At 71.2% G+C, this 16387-nt stretch carries 17 protein-coding genes; 11 read left to right on the plus strand and 6 right to left on the minus strand.

Going from position 1 to position 16387, the window contains the following annotated elements; genetic code table 11:
* Window positions 1-7: 7 nt before the first annotated feature.
* The gene (locus tag E3N83_RS19270) at window positions 8-1390 is read left to right on the plus strand and encodes an amidase (RefSeq protein WP_151084725.1); all 1383 of its coding nucleotides are present in this window, start codon (window positions 8-10) and stop codon (window positions 1388-1390) included.
* Between the two features lie 94 nt (window positions 1391-1484).
* On the opposite strand, the gene E3N83_RS19275 is transcribed toward E3N83_RS19270, so the two are convergent.
* Window positions 1485-2750: an RNA polymerase sigma factor gene (locus E3N83_RS19275; protein WP_151084726.1), complete on the minus strand. Its 1266-nt coding sequence runs from the start codon at window positions 2748-2750 to the stop codon at window positions 1485-1487.
* 201 nt (window positions 2751-2951) lie between these two features.
* Between E3N83_RS19275 and E3N83_RS19280 the strand changes: the two genes are divergently transcribed.
* Window positions 2952-3854 carry an ABC transporter ATP-binding protein gene (locus tag E3N83_RS19280; RefSeq protein ID WP_202879282.1) on the plus strand — a complete coding sequence of 301 codons (903 nt, stop codon included), beginning with the start codon at window positions 2952-2954 and terminating at the stop codon, window positions 3852-3854.
* A complete protein-coding gene (locus E3N83_RS19285) occupies window positions 3851-4912 on the plus strand; it encodes an ABC transporter permease (RefSeq protein ID WP_151084728.1) in 1062 nt (353 codons plus the stop codon). The genes E3N83_RS19280 and E3N83_RS19285 overlap by 4 nt, the downstream gene beginning before the upstream one ends.
* On the opposite strand, the gene E3N83_RS19290 is transcribed toward E3N83_RS19285, so the two are convergent.
* Window positions 4909-5130: a hypothetical protein gene (locus E3N83_RS19290; RefSeq protein WP_151084729.1), complete on the minus strand. Its 222-nt coding sequence runs from the start codon at window positions 5128-5130 to the stop codon at window positions 4909-4911. The two genes, E3N83_RS19285 and E3N83_RS19290, sit on opposite strands and share 4 nt — an antisense overlap.
* Before the next feature lie 12 nt (window positions 5131-5142).
* Entirely contained in the window at window positions 5143-5439 is a 297-nt protein-coding gene (locus E3N83_RS19295; RefSeq protein WP_191907876.1) for an AAA family ATPase, read from the minus strand.
* 52 nt (window positions 5440-5491) lie between these two features.
* Between E3N83_RS19295 and E3N83_RS19300 the strand changes: the two genes are divergently transcribed.
* The gene (locus E3N83_RS19300) at window positions 5492-6076 is read left to right on the plus strand and encodes a hypothetical protein (RefSeq protein ID WP_151084731.1); all 585 of its coding nucleotides are present in this window, start codon (window positions 5492-5494) and stop codon (window positions 6074-6076) included.
* A 9-nt stretch (window positions 6077-6085) separates the two neighbouring features.
* Window positions 6086-6589: a GNAT family N-acetyltransferase gene (locus E3N83_RS19305; RefSeq protein ID WP_151084732.1), complete on the plus strand. Its 504-nt coding sequence runs from the start codon at window positions 6086-6088 to the stop codon at window positions 6587-6589.
* Window positions 6590-6608: 19 nt separating this feature from the next.
* Here E3N83_RS19305 and E3N83_RS19310 read toward each other — a convergent pair whose 3' ends face one another.
* On the minus strand, window positions 6609-7265 hold the full coding sequence (locus E3N83_RS19310; RefSeq protein WP_191907877.1) for a calcium-binding protein: 657 nt from the start codon (window positions 7263-7265) through the stop codon (window positions 6609-6611).
* A gap of 296 nt (window positions 7266-7561) precedes the next feature.
* Here E3N83_RS19310 and E3N83_RS19315 point away from each other — a divergent pair, with 296 nt between their 5' ends.
* Window positions 7562-9007, plus strand: a complete 1446-nt coding sequence (locus E3N83_RS19315) for a sugar transferase (protein WP_151084734.1) — start codon at window positions 7562-7564, stop codon at window positions 9005-9007.
* A gap of 111 nt (window positions 9008-9118) precedes the next feature.
* On the opposite strand, the gene E3N83_RS19320 is transcribed toward E3N83_RS19315, so the two are convergent.
* Both E3N83_RS19320 and E3N83_RS19325 read right to left on the minus strand, forming a co-directional pair.
* Complete coding sequence (locus E3N83_RS19320; protein ID WP_151084735.1) at window positions 9119-9694, minus strand: LamG-like jellyroll fold domain-containing protein; 576 nt, start codon at window positions 9692-9694, stop codon at window positions 9119-9121.
* A 234-nt stretch (window positions 9695-9928) separates the two neighbouring features.
* Window positions 9929-10954 (minus strand): glycosyltransferase family 2 protein, encoded by a 1026-nt coding sequence (locus E3N83_RS19325; RefSeq protein WP_151084736.1) that lies wholly within the window; start codon window positions 10952-10954, stop codon window positions 9929-9931.
* 111 nt (window positions 10955-11065) lie between these two features.
* Here E3N83_RS19325 and E3N83_RS19330 point away from each other — a divergent pair, with 111 nt between their 5' ends.
* The 5 genes from E3N83_RS19330 to E3N83_RS19350 all read left to right on the plus strand — a co-directional run bounded on the left by E3N83_RS19330 (window position 11066) and on the right by E3N83_RS19350 (window position 16218).
* Complete coding sequence (locus E3N83_RS19330) at window positions 11066-11806, plus strand: hypothetical protein (protein WP_151084737.1); 741 nt, start codon at window positions 11066-11068, stop codon at window positions 11804-11806.
* Window positions 11803-12873 carry a glycosyltransferase family 4 protein gene (locus tag E3N83_RS19335; protein ID WP_151084738.1) on the plus strand — a complete coding sequence of 357 codons (1071 nt, stop codon included), beginning with the start codon at window positions 11803-11805 and terminating at the stop codon, window positions 12871-12873. Before E3N83_RS19330 ends, E3N83_RS19335 begins: the two co-directional genes overlap by 4 nt.
* Window positions 12874-12994: 121 nt before the next feature.
* Entirely contained in the window at window positions 12995-13972 is a 978-nt protein-coding gene (locus E3N83_RS19340) for a hypothetical protein (RefSeq protein WP_151084739.1), read from the plus strand.
* A gap of 63 nt (window positions 13973-14035) precedes the next feature.
* Window positions 14036-15094: a sulfotransferase family protein gene (locus E3N83_RS19345; RefSeq protein ID WP_191907878.1), complete on the plus strand. Its 1059-nt coding sequence runs from the start codon at window positions 14036-14038 to the stop codon at window positions 15092-15094.
* Entirely contained in the window at window positions 15091-16218 is a 1128-nt protein-coding gene (locus E3N83_RS19350; RefSeq protein WP_151084741.1) for a phosphoenolpyruvate carboxykinase (ATP), read from the plus strand. Before E3N83_RS19345 ends, E3N83_RS19350 begins: the two co-directional genes overlap by 4 nt.
* The last annotated feature ends 169 nt before the right edge of the window (window positions 16219-16387 follow it).

A 16387-nucleotide genomic window follows, 5' to 3' on the forward strand; every position in this document is an offset into this window, starting at 1 on the left:
TTCCGGGGTGACCGAGACCCCGCTGTCCGCTGCCGCCATCGTCGAACGCGTCACCGCAGGCGACCTCACGCCCGGCGCCGTCGTGGACGAGTCCCTGCGCCGGATCGAGGCGGTCAACGGCGAGCTCAACGCGTTCTCCGTCGTGCTCGCGAACGAGGCTCGCGAGCAGGCCCGCTTCCTGGCGCTCGGGGCGGGCGAGGCGCCCGGCCCGTTGTACGGCGTACCGGTCGCGATCAAGGAGGAGCTCGACGTCGCCGGCTGCGTGACCACGTTCGGCGGCCGGGCCAACAGCACTCCGGCCGCGTCGGACGGCGAGGTCGTGCGTCGCCTGCGCGAGGCGGGCGCGATCATCGTGGGCAAGACCCAGATGCCGGAGTTCGGAGCGTGGCCCTACACCGAGTCCGTCGCCTACGGCCACACCCGCAACCCCTGGGACACCCGCCACACGCCCGGCGGCTCGAGCGGAGGTACGGCGGCAGCCGTGGCCTCGGGCATGGTGCCGGTCGGGATGGGTGGCGACGGCGGGGGGTCGATCCGGATCCCGGCCGCCTGCTGCGGGCTGTTCGGCCTCAAGCCGCAGCGGGGGCGGGTCACCACCGCGCCGATGGAGCACCTGTGGTGGGCGCTCGGCACGGTCGGGCCGCTGAGCCGGACCGTGCTCGACTCCGCGATCGTCTACGACGTGATCCGCGGCAACCTGCCGACCGACCGGTGGCGCGCGGGAGAGGTCGGCTCCTTCGCCGACGCCGCCCGCCGCGATCCCGGCCGGCTGCGGATCGGCTGGACGGTCAAGCCGGTGACCAGAGGCGTCAAGCCGCATCCCGAGCACGTCGCGGCGGTCCGCGACACCGCCCGGCTGCTCACCGGGCTCGGTCACGACGTCCGCGAGGTCGACCCTCGCTACCCCGACCCGACCACGGCGTTCGTCCCGCAGTTCTTCGCCGGGATCCGGGCCGAGGCCGACGCCGTCGAGCACTACGACCGTCTCGAGCAGCGCACCCGGGAGACGTGCCGCCTCGGGTCGTGGGTGACGCCGCGGGTGATCGACTTCGCCCTGCGTCGCACCGAGCAGGTCTCGGCCAGGGCCAACCGGGTGTTCGCCGACATCGACGTCCTGCTCACCCCGTCGATGGCCCACCGCCCGCCGCCGGTCGGCGTCCTCGACGGCACCGGCACGGTGCGTGCGTCACTCAAGGCGATGCCGGCGATCGCCTACGCCGCGCTGTGGAACCTCGCGGGCAACCCCGCCTGCAGCGTCCCCTCCGGCACCGGCACCGACGGTCTGCCGATCGGCTGCCAGCTGGTCGGCCGTACCGACGGCGAGGAGACCCTCCTTAGCCTGGCCGCGCAGCTCGAGGCCACCCGCCCCTGGCCCCTCGTCGCCCCCTGACGAGTCGGCGCAAACAGGCACCCAGGACACGCCGAGTCGGCGAAAAGAGGCACCCAGGACACGCCGAGTCGGCGCAAAGAGGCACGTGATGACGTCAATCGGCCGAGCGCCGGCGCTCCTGCACGGCCCGGGTGGAGAGCAGGGTGCGTTCGCTCTGGTTCGCGGTCAGCTCGGCGGCTTCGGCGAACGAGTCGGCAGCCTCGCCATGCCGGCCGGCGCGCGCGAGCAGGTCGCCGCGGACACTGGGCAGCAGGTGGGACGCGCTCAGCGCCGGGTCGTCGGCCACGGCATCGAGTACGGCGAGCCCAGCGGCCGGCCCGAAGGCGCGACCGTGGGCGACGGCGCGGTTCACCTCGACGACCGCGCTGTGTCCGGCGCCGGCCAGCACGTCGTACCAACCCGCGATCGCGCGCCAGTCGGTCTCGTCGGCCCGGCCGGCCCGGGCGTGGCAGGCGGCGATCTGGGCCTGGACGACGTAGCCACCGATCGGCGTCCCCAGCGTCATCGCCCGCTCGAGGTCGGCCAGGCCGCGCCGGATCAGCAGCGCGTCCCACCGCGACCGGTCCTGGTCGTCGAGGAGCACGGGGGCGCCGGCCCCGTCGGTGCGGGCGTGGATGCGCGAGGCCTGGAGCTCCATCAGCGCCAGCAGACCGTGTACGTCGGGCTCCTGCGACGCCAGCTGGGCCAGCATCCTCGCCAGCCGGATCGCCTCCGTGCACAGGTCCGGGCGCATCCAGTCGTCGCCGGCGGTGGCGGTGTAGCCCTCGTTGAAGATCAGGTACAGCACGCCCATCACGTCGTCGAGCCGCTGCACGCGCTCGGCGCCGACCGGCAGGTCGAACGACTCCCCGGCCAGCGTCCTCTTGGCCCGCGAGATCCGCTGGCCGATGGTCGCCTCCTTCGTCAGGAACGCGCGGGCGATCTCCGGGACGGTGAGGCCCCCGACCAGCCGCAGGGTGAGCGCGGCCCGGCTCTCCGGCGCCAGGGCCGGGTGACAGGTGAGGAAGACCAGGCGCAGCACGTCGTCGTCGATGTGGTCGACGAGCGCGTCGAGATCCGCCATGGTGTCCTCCTCTCGCTCCAGGGCGTGGCCGAGGTCCGTCGTACGACGGCGCAGGGTGTCGGCGCGACGGAAGTGGTCCACGGCCCGCCGCTTCGCGGTCTGCATCAGCCAGGCCCCGGGACGGTCCGGGACCCCGCCCTGCGGCCACTGCTGCAGGGCGGCGACCAGGGCGTCCTGCGCGAGGTCCTCGGCCAGGGCCAGGTCGCCGGTGATCCGGGTCAGCGCGCCGACCAGGCGCGCCGACTCCTCGCGCCAGACCCGGGTGACGGCCTCCTGGGCGGTCCCGGTCTCGTCCACAGCAGGAGACTAGGACCCGCTCACGAGCCCTCGTGGTGGCAGGCTCAGGTGTCGGGCATCGGGGTGCCTCTCGGTCGTGGGTCGGTTCACCCGTACGTCGAACGGCGGGCCCGGTTTTCGACAGGCCCAGCCGAGCCGGTCCGGCGACCGATGACAGAAGTCACTGGTCGGTCCCCGGGACAGTCGCTAGCGTCTCGACCCGTGGGAGCAGCCATCGAGGTCGCGGACCTGGCCATGTCCTACGGAACCCTCCGCGCGGTCGACGGCGTCACCTTCGAGGTCGGCGAGGGCGAGTTCTTCGGGATCCTCGGGCCCAACGGAGCCGGCAAGACGACCACGCTCGAGATGATCGAGGGCCTGCGCAAGCCGGACTCCGGCACGGTCACGCTGCTGGGCGAGCCCACCTGGCCCCGCAACCCCGGCCTCCTCCCGCGGATCGGCGTCCAGCTCCAGGCGTCGTCGTTCTTCGAGCGGCTGACCGCGCGCGAGCAGATCCACACCTTCGCCGCGATGTACGGCGTCGGGCCGGGCCCGGCGGACGCCTGGCTGGAGCGGGTGGGGCTCGACGACAAGGTCGACACCAGGGTGGAGAAGCTGTCCGGTGGTCAGGTCCAGCGGCTCTCGATCGCCTGCGCGCTGGTCCACGACCCCGACGTGGTCTTCCTCGACGAGCCGACGGCGGCTCTCGACCCGCAGGCGCGACGCAACCTCTGGGACCTGCTGTCCGGGCTCAACGAGTCCGGCCGCACGGTGGTGCTGACCACGCACTACATGGACGAGGCCGAGGCGCTCTGCGAGCGGGTCGCGATCATGGACCACGGCCAGGTGCTCAGGCTCGACTCGCCGGCCGCTCTGGTCCGCGGCCTCGACGCACCTACCCGGATCACCGTGGCCGCCGGCCAGCTCACACTCGACGACGGGCGGGCGATCGGCGGGGTCGACGTCGCCGAGGCCGAGTCGGGCGGGCTCGTCCTGACCACCAGGGATCCCGCCGTCGTCCTGACCACCCTCGCCGAGCGCGGCCACCTCGACGGCATCCAGGTCCGCACCGGCACTCTGGAGGACGTCTTCCTCGACGTCACCGGCCGGGAGTACCGCGCATGAGCAGCTTCCGCGCTCTTTCGCTGGCGATCCTCAAGGGCTTCCTGCGCGACCGAGCGGCGGTCTTCTTCGCGGTCGTCTTCCCGCTGATGTTCCTGGTTCTCTTCGGCGGCATCTTCAACAACGCCAGCGTGTCGAAGGTCGACCTGATCGAGGTCGGGGACGTCTCCCTGGTCGACCACCTCCCGCCGAGTGCCCGGGCGGCGTTCGACCAGACCTTCCACGTCACCCACAGCAACGACCTGGCCGCGTCGATCGCCCAGGTCCGCAAGGGCGACGCGGACGTCGCCCTGGAGGCCCGCGGCAGCCAGCTCGTCGCCCACTACACCAACACCGACCGGGTGAAGGCCGCCGAGACGCAGGGCACCCTGCAGGCCTTCGTCGACGGCGCCAACGTCGCGGCCAGCGGCAAGCCGCCGACGTACTCCCTCCAGGTCGTCAGCGTCGAGGACAAGTCGCTGAAGGTGATCCAGTTCGTCACGCCCGGGCTCCTGGGCTGGGCAGTGGCGATGAGTGCGTCGTTCGGTGCGGCGGCGACCCTCAACGGCTGGCGGAACAGCAAGCTGCTGCGCCGCCTCCAGCTGGCGCCGGTGCCCACCTCGACGGTGGTCGGCGCGCGGGTGGCGGTCACGGTGGCGATCGCGCTCGGCCAGCTGGCGATCTTCCTCGGCCTCGGCACCGCGGCGTTCGGGCTCCAGCTCACCGGCGCGTGGCCGATGGCGATCCCCCTGCTCGTCGTGGGCACCTTGTGTTTCATGGCGGTCGGCCTGCTCGCCGGCGCGGTGGCGAAGTCCACGGAGGGCGCGGTGAACATGGCCAACTTCATCGTCTTGCCGATGGCCTTCCTGAGCGGCTCGTTCTTCCCGCTGGAGGGTGCGCCGGGCTGGCTCCAGGCGCTCTCCCACGTCCTGCCGTTGCGATGGCTGAACGACGGCATGACCGACGTGATGGTGCGCGGGGAGCCGTGGACCGCGGCGCTGGTGCCGATGGCGGTGCTCGCCGCCTTCGCGCTCGTGGTCAGCGCCGTCGCGGCGCGCTTCTTCCGCTGGGAGACGACCTAGCCCCGAGGGTCGCCGAGCGCGACCAGCAGGGCGGCGTACGTCGTGTCCGGTTCTGCGGCGGGCAGTCGCAGGCCGTCGAGTGCCTCGAGCCGCTCGGCCCAGGCGCGCAGGGCCCGGTCGCCACCGTCCAGGTCGACCTGCCGGGCGGCCTGGTCCTGCCAGACGTGGTCCTCGCGCTGGCGGAACCGTCGTACCACCTCGTCGTGCGGCGCGGTCATCAGCACGTGCACTTACCCCGCGCCCGCATCGGCGGCGGCGCCGGCGAACCGGGCGAGCTGATCGGGTACGGCGACCAGCTGGGGGACCACCACGTCACCGCCCTCGCGGAGGTACGCCGAGATCATCGCCAACGCGCCGGTCCGGACCCGGGGGCCGACCTCGGGCAGGTCGTCCTCCCAGCCGGAGACCATCGTCCGCAGGGCGTCGATCTCGCAGACCAAGGTGCCCGGATGGTCTGCTCCGTAGCGGCGAGCCAGCGTCGACTTGCCGATCCCCGGTGGCCCGTTCAGGTGGAGAAGTCTCGGCACCAGGTCACGCTAACCGCCGCGGGCCGGGCCCGCGCGTCTTACCCTGATCGGTGTGTGGACCCACCTGGCCTCGTGGCTCGTGAAGTCCGGTGAGGTGTCGCAGCTGGAGCTGGGCGACACCTTCCGGGACGTCTCCGTGCGCGCGTCGTCCTGGAGCTTCACCGACGCCCAGGGGCCCGACGGGCTGGACCTGCGGCCGGGGCCGGACCCGACCGGCGAGCCGTCCCTGCACTACGCGATCACCGGCGAGGTGGCCTGGCGACGGGAGCCGGGCTCGATGCTCGTGCAGGTCGGTGACCTGGCGTTCGTGGTCGAGCCCCGCGAGGGCGCGGTCCCCGTCGACCGGCTGCCGGAGGTCGGCGAACGGGTCACGGCGCTGGCCACGCTGGACGTGATGGGCACCTACGAGATCGACGCCTTCGACTATCCCGACGTGCGCCGCGACTGGCTCGTGCGAGGGCTCAAGGTGGAGCACCGCGAGCTGGTCACGTCGCCGACCTTCCCCGACACCCGCGAGCCCGGCCACATCCTGCGCATCGACGACATCCCCCAGATGCTGCGCTGGGCCGACGCCACCAGCCGCGACCACGCGACGTACGTGCTGGACCTCGAGCCGTTGACCGCCCCGACTGGTTAGATTCTGCGCATGGGAGAGCGCCCTCCGCTGTTTCTCGGGCTGCTCGCGGACCATCCGGAACTGATCGCCGAGGTCGGCGTGCTGCGCTGGCGCGAGTGGGGCAACGGCTCGCCGACGCCCGGCAGCTGGATCGAGGTGACGGCGCGGGAGGCAGGCAGCGAGCACCTGCCGGTCACGCTGGTCGCGATGGACCTCGACGGGTACGCGCTCGGCGCGGTCGCGCTGGGGGAGTACGACGACGCGCTCGACGCCGACGAGCGGGCAGGGCGCGGCCCGTGGCTGCTCGGGATGGTGGTACGTCGTCCGGAGCGCAAGTGCGGCGTCGGCCGGCTCATGGTCGCCGCGATCGAGGACCTCGCCCGCAGCCGGGGACACGAGCGGGTCTGGGTCGCCACCGGCGCCGAGGCTGTCGAGTTCTACGAGCGGTGCGGTTGGCAGGTGGACGAGCACCTGGTCTTAGCGAAGGACCACCTGCCGACCACGATCCTGACCCGACGTGTGGCGACCGCCTGACCAGTCTCGGCCCGCGCGGTCAGGGGCAGCCGTTGATGACGTCTCCGATGTCGGCCAGGCACGTGTCCGTGCCTGCACCTCCGAGCAGGCTGTCGTCGGGCACGCCGTCCTGTGCGTCGAGCGAGTCGTCGCCCTCGCCTCCGCTGACGTGATCCTTGCCGGTCCCGGCGAGGATCGTGTCGGTGCCGGTGCTTCCGAACAGGATGTCGCCGCCCTTGCCGCCCCTCAGCGCGTCGTCATCGGCTCCGCCGGCGATCCGGTCGGCCCCGCGGCTGCCCTTGAGGAAGTCGTTGCCCGCGCCGCCGGAGATCCGGTCGCCCTTGCGACCCCCGCGCAGGCTGTCGCCGTCCGCACCTCCGCGAAGGGTGTCGACTCCTCGCTGACCGGACAACCGGTCGGTGCCTCGGCTGCCGGCCAGGTGGTCGGCCCCCCGTCCGCCCTTGAGGACGTCTGCGCCGTCGTCGCCACAGAGGAAGTCGTTCCCCGCGAGGCCGCGGATGGTGTCGTTGCCCTCGAGCCCGACGATGACGTCGGCCCCTGGTGTGCCGGTGAGCTTGTCGTCCCCGGGCGTGCCGATGATGGTGGCCGGATGTCCGAAGCAGGTGTGCGCGGTCGTCGCCGAGCTGTGGACCTGCAGGCCGAAGGTCGCCGCCGAGATGACGGCGAGTGAAGCCAATCCTCGCCATGTGAAGTGCCGCATGTGTTCCCCCAACAACAACGTGCGCCCCGGCCCTGCGCCCGAGCTCTGTGGCATCACCCTAGGTGGTGCTACCGGTATGGACTAGGTAATCACCTCCCCTACACCACCCGTCCTCCCGAACGCCGGAAATCGCGTTATTTGGGTAAGCCGACCGTGCCCTGCGTGCTGAAGGATTGGCCGCGGACCGGCGAAGACCTGTGGGGGGTAGGCCCGGTCCTCTGACGCCGACGGGTCCATCGCGGCGTCCACACAACGTTCGGGGGGACGTTCACATGAGCACACAGGTTGAGGTGGGTCCGCCTGGGCCGGCCAAGACGGCGCGAGCGGTGGTCAACCGGCTGGCTGTGGCCAGTGGCGGGCTCGAGACCGACCATGCCCTGCCCATCGAGGTGGCGTACGACGACGGCCCGACCGACCGGCAGTTCGGCCTCCGGACCTCCTCCCTGGAGATGTTGATCCGGCTCGCCGCCGACGTCGTCGCGCTGGTCGTCGCGGTCGTCGCGGCCGGCATCTCCACCACGCTCGGCGTGCTCTGCGCCTTCATCATGCTGGCCGCCTTCGCTGCGGCCGGGCTGTACGGTCGCCGCCTTCGGCTCTCGGCCCTCGACGACGTACCGGCGATCCTGGTCGGCTCCCTCGCCGGGCTGGTGGCGATGTCGCTGGCGCATGGTCCTCACTTCTCCAAGGCCGTGCTCGCGGCTGCTCTGGCCGGGTCGCTGGTGGTCCTCGCTCGCGGCTGCGCCTATCTCCTCATCCGGGGTTGGCGCCGTGACGGTCTGCTGCGTCGCAACACGGTCCTGGTCGGGACCCGGTCGCGTAGCGCTGAGCTGGTCTCGCGGATCGAGGCACATCCCGAGACCGGGCTCAACGTCCGCGGCGTCCTGGGAGCTCGACCTTCCGGCCTCGGTGCCTTTCCCATCTGCGGTGCCGTTGCCGACCTGCCTGCCCTGATCAGCTCCGGCGCGGTCGACACCGTGATCGTGGGTGACGCCTCCTCCAAGGAGGAGCGGCGCGTCATCGAGGCGCTGCGTACGTGCTCGACCTCCGCCGAGATCTTCGTGCTGCCCCGCCTCTCCGAGCTCTCCGCCTCCACGGACGAGATCTGGGGCGTCCCGTTCCTGAGGCTGAAGCAGCGCCGTTCGCGCGCCCAGCTGGCCGTGAAGCGGCTCGCCGACGTGGTCATCGCCTCCAGCGCCCTCGTCGCGGCGAGCTGGCTCCTGGGCATTGCTGCCTTGGCGGTTCGGATCGAGATGGGTCCCGGAGTGATCTACCGCCAGGAGCGGGTGGGACGCAACGGCCGGCACTTCCAGCTCCTCAAGCTGCGCTCGATGCGCCCGCTGCCGCCCGACGCCTCGTCCGAGTGGGCTGCCAGTGCGGACCGGACCGGTCGCGTGGGCGCCTTCATCCGTCGATACTCCATCGACGAGCTGCCCCAGCTGGTCAACGTGATCCGCGGGGACATGAGCGTGGTCGGCCCCCGGCCGGAGCGCCCGGAGTTCGTGGACCAGTTCGGTCACGAGTTCCCGTCGTACGTGTTCCGGCACCGCGTGATGGTCGGCCTGACCGGCCTGGCGGCGGTCGAAGGTCTGCGCGGGGACACCTCCATCGAGGAGCGGGCCTACTTCGACAACTGGTACATCGAGCACTGGTCCCTCTGGCTCGACGTCAAGATCATGGTGCGCACGGTCAGCGCCCTGCTCAAGGGCACGGGCGGCTAGACCCGGCCAGACCGGGTGAGGCACGGCCAGGCTCTCCGGCGACCCCGACAGCCGATCTGTCCACCTCGGTGGCGGTGCTGTGGGTTGCCGGTGACGCTCCGTGCCCGCAGGTCAGCTGACGCCGGCCTGCAGGATCTCACCGTTGAACCAGTCGGCCCCGGGACCGCCTTCGGACTTGGCGCCGATCGAGAGCGGAGCCGAGTTGCTGATCGTTCCCGTGGAGCCGGTCTTGGTGCGGGGCGCGAGGTCGTCGACGACGACCGTGAGTCCACTGCTCGTCCGACTGCAGGTGATCGTGTGCACCCGACCGTCGGCGAGGTCGGTCGTGCCCCGGATCTGCAGTGCCTTCTTCGCCGAGTCCTTGACGACGCACAGGGCACGGGCCTTGCCGTTGGCCTGGAGGATCTCCACCTTGTACTCGCCACCGGTGGTGGTGGTCAGTCCCTTGCGCATCAGGTCGTAGTCGAGGCCGTTGCCGGGCGGCACGCTGGTCTGGAACGTCACGGAGAAGGAGAAGGCGTCGGTCCCCGGGTTGAGTGAGGGGGACGTCGGTACGACGACCAACGAGCTGCTGCCGTCGAACTGGTACCCGCTGCCGTCCATGATCACGTTGAAGGCCGTGCCGTCGTTGCCGTTCCCGGACGAGTCGAACGCAGTACTGCCCGAGGTCTCGTCGAGCTGCCACACCCCACGGGCGGTCGCAGCGACCGCCGGCCCTGCGACCGCGACCACTCCGACGGCAGCCGTGACGCCGCAGGCTGCCAGTCCCGTGAGTCCCGGAGTGCGGCGAGGAGCACGGTGCCTGGGCGAGTACCTGTTCCGTGACTGGACGATCATGGCCACCCTTGCTCTCCACCGGACAGCCGCAAGGGACCGAGAGCGCGACCGTTCCGGCGAATCTACGGAGGGCTCCGGCATTGCTCAACCCCCTTGATGGGGTAAAAGCGGTGTGCCGGGGCGCAGCATGCCCCGGAGCAGCCCGGCCCAGAACCCGTAGCCCCACCCGACGTGCATGGCTGCGAAGGCCCCGGGCAGGTGGATCCAGTCGGCGTCGTCCTCCAGCGTTGCCCGGGTCTGACGCGTCGCCAGGGCCACGCCGGCGAGATAGGGCGAGATCATCACCAGAGCCTGGGCCGGGTGCCGGCGACCACGGACGGCGGCCAGGGCCACCCAGGCCACCAGTCCCGGCGCGACGACGTGCCGCGCGGCCAGGGACGCCGGATGGAGCATCGCCACGTCGGCCTTGCCCTTGCCGTAGCGGACGTACTGCCGGTACAGGTCCGGCACCGACTGCCGGCAGTGCCAGGCGATCACGATCTGCGGGTCGAGCAGCAGCCGACCTCCGCGCTGTCGGAGCCGATAGTCCAGCTCGTAGTCCTCGTTGGCGACCAGGTGCTCGTTCCAGCCCCCCACCTCGCGCAAGAGCTCGACGGGGTACGCGCCGAAAGGCAGATGGTCGACTTCCATCACGCTCGTTGCGTAGTGGTACTTGCTGTTGCCCACCCCGAAGCGGCTGCCCATCGCCGCCGCGATCGCCCGTCCGGCCGGGGTGACCCCCACGCCCGGCTTGACTCCCCCGACACCCGCCCAGGTGCCTTCGCGGAGTCGGGTCACCAGGTCCTCGACGTACGTCGGGGGAACGGTGCTGTGCGCGTCGACCCGGACCAGCCATCTGCCGCGGGCCGAGGCGAGGCCGAGGTTGAGTGACACCGGAATGCTCGGGAGTGCGTTGGTGATGATCTCGATCCGGGCATCCTCCGCCTGCCGCTCCTCGAGTATCGCCAGCGTGCGATCGGTGGAGCCGCCCTCGATGACCACGAACTGGAGGTTGCGATACGTCTGGCTCAGCACCGAGTCGACAGCGTCACCGATCGCCTGTTCCTCGTTGCGGGCCGGCATGATCACCGTGACCAGCTCGTCCCCGTCGTCGTGTCCCGTCGCAGTCACATGGGCACGCTAGCCGCAGTGACGCCCACCGGTGAGCGATGCCATACCTTTTCCTGGGTAGTCCGAGCGGAACCGGACATGGCCGCCGGTCCCAGCCAGTAGCGTGACGTCGTGCGTGTCGGCCAGGAGGTGTTGCGGCTCCGCCTCCACCTACGGCGTCCGGTGTCGCGGCTGCCGTACGTGTGGGACGCGGCGATGTACGCACGTCGGGACAAGCGTTGCACCCTGGCCCGCAAGGACACTGCCCTCGTGATCGAGGGCTTTCCCCGCTCGGGGAACACGTTCGCCGTCGCGGCCTTCCAGATCGCCAACGATCGTCGGACTCACCTCGGGCGGCACCTGCACGGAGCTCCGCACCTGTTGCGCGCGGCGCGGCTCGGAGTCCCCGCGATCGCGCTCGTGCGAGCACCCGAGGACGCGATCCCCTCGTACCTGATCCGACGTTCAGGGCTGCACGCTGAGGATGCGCTCGTGGAGTATCTCGACTTCTACCGCACGGCCTGGGCGGCACGCGACGACTTCGTGGTGGGCCTCTTCGCCGACGTCACGGGCAGCTTCGGAACGGTGATCGACCGGGTGAACCAGCGCTTCGGGACGTCGTTCGAGCGCTACGAGTCGACTCCCGACAACGAGGCTGCGGCCTTCGAGCTGGTCGAGGAGATGAACCGGCTGGAGTGCCGTGGCGAGATCGTCGAGAGCCACGTCGGTCGGCCCTCTGCGGAGCGGGACGAGCGCAAGATCGAGGTGGCCGCGAGCCTGGGACGTCCCGGCGCCCAGCGCCTCCTGGGTCGGGCGCAGGATCTCTACCAGCAGTACGCGGCCTTGGCTGTCGGAACGGGGAGTCGCCCGTGAGCAAGGTGCTGCTCGTCGGCAAGGGGTACCCGGACCGCGGAGGCATCCCGACATTCCTCCACACCCTCCAGGGCGGAGAGCTGGGTCAGCTGCACGACATCACGTTCCTCAACGTCGCCCACTTCGGGACACCTGAAGGCGGCGAGGTGACCGCAGGCAACATCGGCCGAACCCTGCAGGACGCGCGTCGGGTGTTCCGGATGGCGAAGGGCCAGGACGTCGTGCACCTCCACTCCGCGCTGGCGCCGGCCGTGACCGTCGCTCGAGCCGGGCTGCTGGCCGCCGCCGGTCGGCTGCGCGGCGCCAAGGTCATCGTGCACGCCCACGGCGGCAACATCGAGACCTGGCTGACCTCGCGGCGCACTCGTCTCCTGATGCGCCTGGCGATGCTTCCGGCGAGCCACGTGGTCGCGGTGTGGTCGGCAGGGGAGCGGACGCTGGCTGGGGCCCTGGGGTCGGCGAAGGTGAGCCTGATCGACAACGGCGTCGACGTCGAGCGCTTCGTCCCGGCTGCGGTCGACCACCGTCCCCCTCGCATCCTGTACGTCGGGCTGCTGACCCCCCGCAAGGGGGTGCTCGACCTGATCGAGGCGTCGAGGCTGCTGAAGCAGGACGGTGTCGAGCACGAGCTCCTGCTGGTCGGCGGGATGCCCGACGAGGGACCCGAGGCAGCAGCGCCGGTCCTGGCGGCGGCCGACGGGGTCGCCCAGCTGCTCGGCACCCGGCCGCCGGAGGAGATGCCGGCCGCGTACGCCGACGCCGACCTCTTCTGCCTGCCGTCGTGGTGGGAGGCGATGCCGCTGTCGGTGCTCGAGGCGATGGCGGCCGGGTTGCCGGTGGTCGCGAGCGATGTGGGTGACGTGTCCAGGCTGGTGACCCCCGAGTGCGGGGCCGTGGTGCCGGTCAAGGATCCGGTGCGACTGGCGGCGGCCCTCCGCACCCTGCTGGCGGATCCCGAGCTGCGGCGGCAGCAGGGCGAAGCGAGCCGGAAGCGCGCCGTCGAGCACTTCTCCAGCTCCGCGACGGCGCTGGCGATCGACCGCGTGTTCCACGATGTGAGACGCTGAAGTCCCGCCTGAGCGCCGTCCCTCAGCACGTCCGGCCTTTGTCAGGTCGCGGATCTTCTGTGATCTTGGTGTTCTCGGGAAAACACTGAATCCCCCGCTGCCCCCAAAGGTGATACCCCCGATGTCCCACCCCGCCGGGCGCCTACGCGCCATCCTGCTCACCCTCGCCACCGGTTCCCTGATCGCCGGTGTCGCCACGCTCCCCCCGACCGTCCAGGCTGCGGTGCACCACACGCCGCCCGGGGCAGCCGCTGCGACCCCGTCCACCGGCACCCGCCCCTTCAAGCCGGGCTCCTACTGGAACACCAAGCTCGGCAACGCGCCGCTCGACGCTCACAGCTCGGCGTGGATCAACGACGCCGAGGCCCACAGCGGCACCCACCTCACGCTCGTCCTCGGCGCGTGGGGGATGCCCGTCTACCGGTCCAGCGCGTCCGACCCGCTGGTGCAGATCTCCTCGGGTGGTCACACGGTCCGCTTCCACATCCCGGCCGGCGCCCGCCCGATGGCGGCGAACGACGCCGCCCTCACGGTCATCGACCCCACCACCAACCAGGTCGTCGGTCTCTTCGGTGCCCACGTCTCAGGCGGAAAGTGGAGCGTCTCCGGGCTCTCGCGTTACCGCTACTCCTCGAAGGGCATCGCCGGCGGGCTCCCGGGCGGCATCAAGGCCAACTTCGGGCACCGCGGGATTCCCGCCTCCGTCCCGGCGGTCACCCTGGCCGAGATCCGGCGTGGTCGGATCCGGCACCGTCTCGAGATCTACTGGCACGAGACGGCGTCCCGCACCCCTGAGGGGGCGAGCGCGTACTTCCCGATGACCGGGTCGGAGTCCGGCAAGACCGGCGTGGTCCCGGAGGGCGCGGTGATCCGGATCAAGCCCGGCCTGAACCTCGATGCGCTGCGCCTGTCCCCTGCGGCGAAGGTCATCGCCCGGGCTCTGCAGAAGTACGGCGCCGTGGTCGGGGACAATGCCGGCTCCGGCAACAGCCTGAAGCTCCAGGGCAACGCGAACTGGTCGGGAGTCCTCAACAAGGACTCCCTCAAGAGCATCCCGTGGAGCGACTTCGTGTTCGTGAAGGGCGGCTTCCGGCCCTGACCCCGGAGGAAGCCCGGGTGTGCCGTGACCCGGGGGGTTCCGTCGGCGACCATAATGGCGCGCATGGACGAGGGACCGGTCTTCATCGTCGGCTCGATGCGCTCGGGTTCGACCATGCTCCGGCTCATCCTCGACAGCCATCCGCGCATCGCCATCGGGGCGGAGACCGGGTTCATGGGCGCCCTGCTCGCCAACCGCCGGATCCCCGGTTGGAAGCACGGGGCCGAGTGGTTCGGCAGGATCGGCTGGAGCGCCGACGAGCTGGACGCGCGCCTTCGCGAGTTCTACGGCGGCATGTTCCTGCGGCACGCCCAGTCGCAGGGCAAGGTGCGCTGGGGTGACAAGACGCCGTTCCACACCTCCCACATCCCGGAGATGGCCGAGGTGTTTCCGGATGCCGCCTTCGTGGGCATCGTCCGCCACCCCGGAGCGGTCGCCGCATCGCTGCACCGGAGCTTCCACTACGCCTTCGACGAGGCCGTCGGCTACTGGTGTGATGTGAACCGCCAGATGCTGGTCGCCGCGGGGGAGCTGGGCGACCGGTTCACGATGTGCCGTTACGAAGACCTCGTCAGCGGAAGCGAGAGGGTCTTGAGGGAGCTGATGCCCGCGATCGGTGAGGAGTTCGACGACGCCCTGCTGCGACACCACGAGGTGCAGCGCGCTCAGGGCGCCCCGAAGCTCACCGACGGCAGCACCAGCTCACGTGACCCGATCGATGCTCGCCGCGCGGAGCGATGGGCTGACGAGATCACTCCCGAGCAGCTGCTGACGCTGGCCGAGGCGGTGCCGATCGCGGCGGCTCTCGGATACACCGCGACCGGCACCGGTGCGTTCCCGGCCGGCGCTCACGAGTGGACCGCGAGCGGCACCGAGCTCGCCGGGCTGTTCGCCGGGCAGCCGGCGCTGCTCGACGGAGGCGGGGGCACGCCTCTCGACCTCGACGCCGACCCGGCCGAGCTGGCCCGGCGGCTGGTCCAGGTGGAGGCTGCGCTGGCCCGGACCAGGGGGCGGCGTGCGGTCCGGTTGGCGGACGCCGCGAGGCGCGTCCAGCACGGACGGACCTGGGCCGATGTGAAGGCCGCGTCCGCCATGCTGCGCCGCGACGGCCGGGCCAGATGAGCTCCCCGGGCGTGGTCAGCGACTTCGACCTGAACGGCCTGGTCGGTGTGCGCGTGGTCGACGGGTCACCCTCCGACGTGGCCGTCGTTCGCCGCCAGCTCGGCCACCCGGAGACCGTCTTGCGACGCGAACCGGATGTCACGATCCGGTTCGTCGAGCGCCTGGCCCGGGTGCCGCTGACACTCGTCGGGGTGGGCGAGAGCGGGTACGACGACGAGGCCTTCTACCTCCTGCAGGCCAAGGGCGGCAGCACCCGGCGGACGATGATGCCGTTCGACCGGCTCGGCCCCGGCACCGAGATCGTGTGCGAGCGAGGCATCTCTGCGGTTCCGCACCTCCTCGCCATCGTCAACCTCGTCCTGCTGGGGCAGGGTGTGCTGCCCCTCCACGCCACCGCCTTCGACGTGGAGGGCGTGGGCGTGCTGATCACCGGATGGTCCAAGGGTGGCAAGACCGAGGCCCTGCTGGCGGCCACCAGCCTCGGTGCCCGCTACGTCGGCGACGAGTGGGTCCATCTCACGCCGGACGGGCGGATGCTCGGGCTTCCCGAGCCGATCCGGCTGTGGGCCTGGCAGCTGGACCAGCGACCCGACCTGCTCGCTTCGCGGGCCGCGAGCGACCGCCGTCGCCTGCGGATGTGGGCCGGCGTCGCCCGGACCGCTGACCGCGTCGCTGGTCGGCCCTGGCGGGTGTCGGCTCCCGTACGCCGGCTGGCTCCCGCGTTGGGGCGCCAGGCCTACCTCCAGGTGCCCCCCGACGACCTCTTCGGACCCGACGGCATGGTCGCGAGTGCTCCCCTCGACGCTGTCGTGCTGGTGCTCAGCCACGAGGCGCCGCAGACCGCCGTCCAGCAGGCCCAGCCCGGAGAGATCGCCCGTCGGATGGCGGCCTCCCTGTCCGAGGAGCGGGCACCGTTGATGACGCACTACCGCCAGTTCCGCTATGCCTTTCCCGACCGGTCCTCGCCCCTGCTCGAGTCGGTTCACGAGCTGGAGGCTCGGCTGCTGTCCGAGCGGCTCGATCACGTGCCCTCGGCGAAGGTCACCCATCCCCACCCCTGTGACATCCACGAGCTCGGTCGAGTGGTCCTGGAGGCCGTCCGCGACGCGCGTACCCGGAATTGATGAACCGAAGGTTTTGCCCGAGACCGTGCCCGGTTAGGCGACGAACCGACATAGGCTGCCTTGGCATATGGCAAAGGGGGAAAGCCATTGGCTCGGCCACGGCTCACTGTCGCCCTCGTCGGAGCAGACGGGGCCGGTAAGAGCACCGTCAGTGCTCGCCTGCGCCAGG

The sequence above is a fragment of the Nocardioides cynanchi genome, assembly GCF_008761635.1.
Lineage (GTDB): Bacteria > Actinomycetota > Actinomycetes > Propionibacteriales > Nocardioidaceae > Nocardioides > Nocardioides cynanchi.

Excerpts from the sequence above, each read along its gene's own strand:
- E3N83_RS19285 (WP_151084728.1), top strand. The coding sequence starts at position 3,851 with ATGAGCAGCTTCCGCGCTCTTTCGCTGGCGATCCTCAAGGGCTTCCTG.
- E3N83_RS19290 (WP_151084729.1), bottom strand. The coding sequence starts at position 5,130 with ATGACCGCGCCGCACGACGAGGTGGTACGACGGTTCCGCCAGCGCGAG.
- E3N83_RS19305 (WP_151084732.1), top strand. The coding sequence starts at position 6,086 with ATGGGAGAGCGCCCTCCGCTGTTTCTCGGGCTGCTCGCGGACCATCCG.
- E3N83_RS19315 (WP_151084734.1), top strand. The coding sequence starts at position 7,562 with ATGAGCACACAGGTTGAGGTGGGTCCGCCTGGGCCGGCCAAGACGGCG.
- E3N83_RS19340 (WP_151084739.1), top strand. The coding sequence starts at position 12,995 with ATGTCCCACCCCGCCGGGCGCCTACGCGCCATCCTGCTCACCCTCGCC.
- E3N83_RS19345 (WP_191907878.1), top strand. The coding sequence starts at position 14,036 with ATGGACGAGGGACCGGTCTTCATCGTCGGCTCGATGCGCTCGGGTTCG.
- E3N83_RS19350 (WP_151084741.1), top strand. The coding sequence starts at position 15,091 with ATGAGCTCCCCGGGCGTGGTCAGCGACTTCGACCTGAACGGCCTGGTC.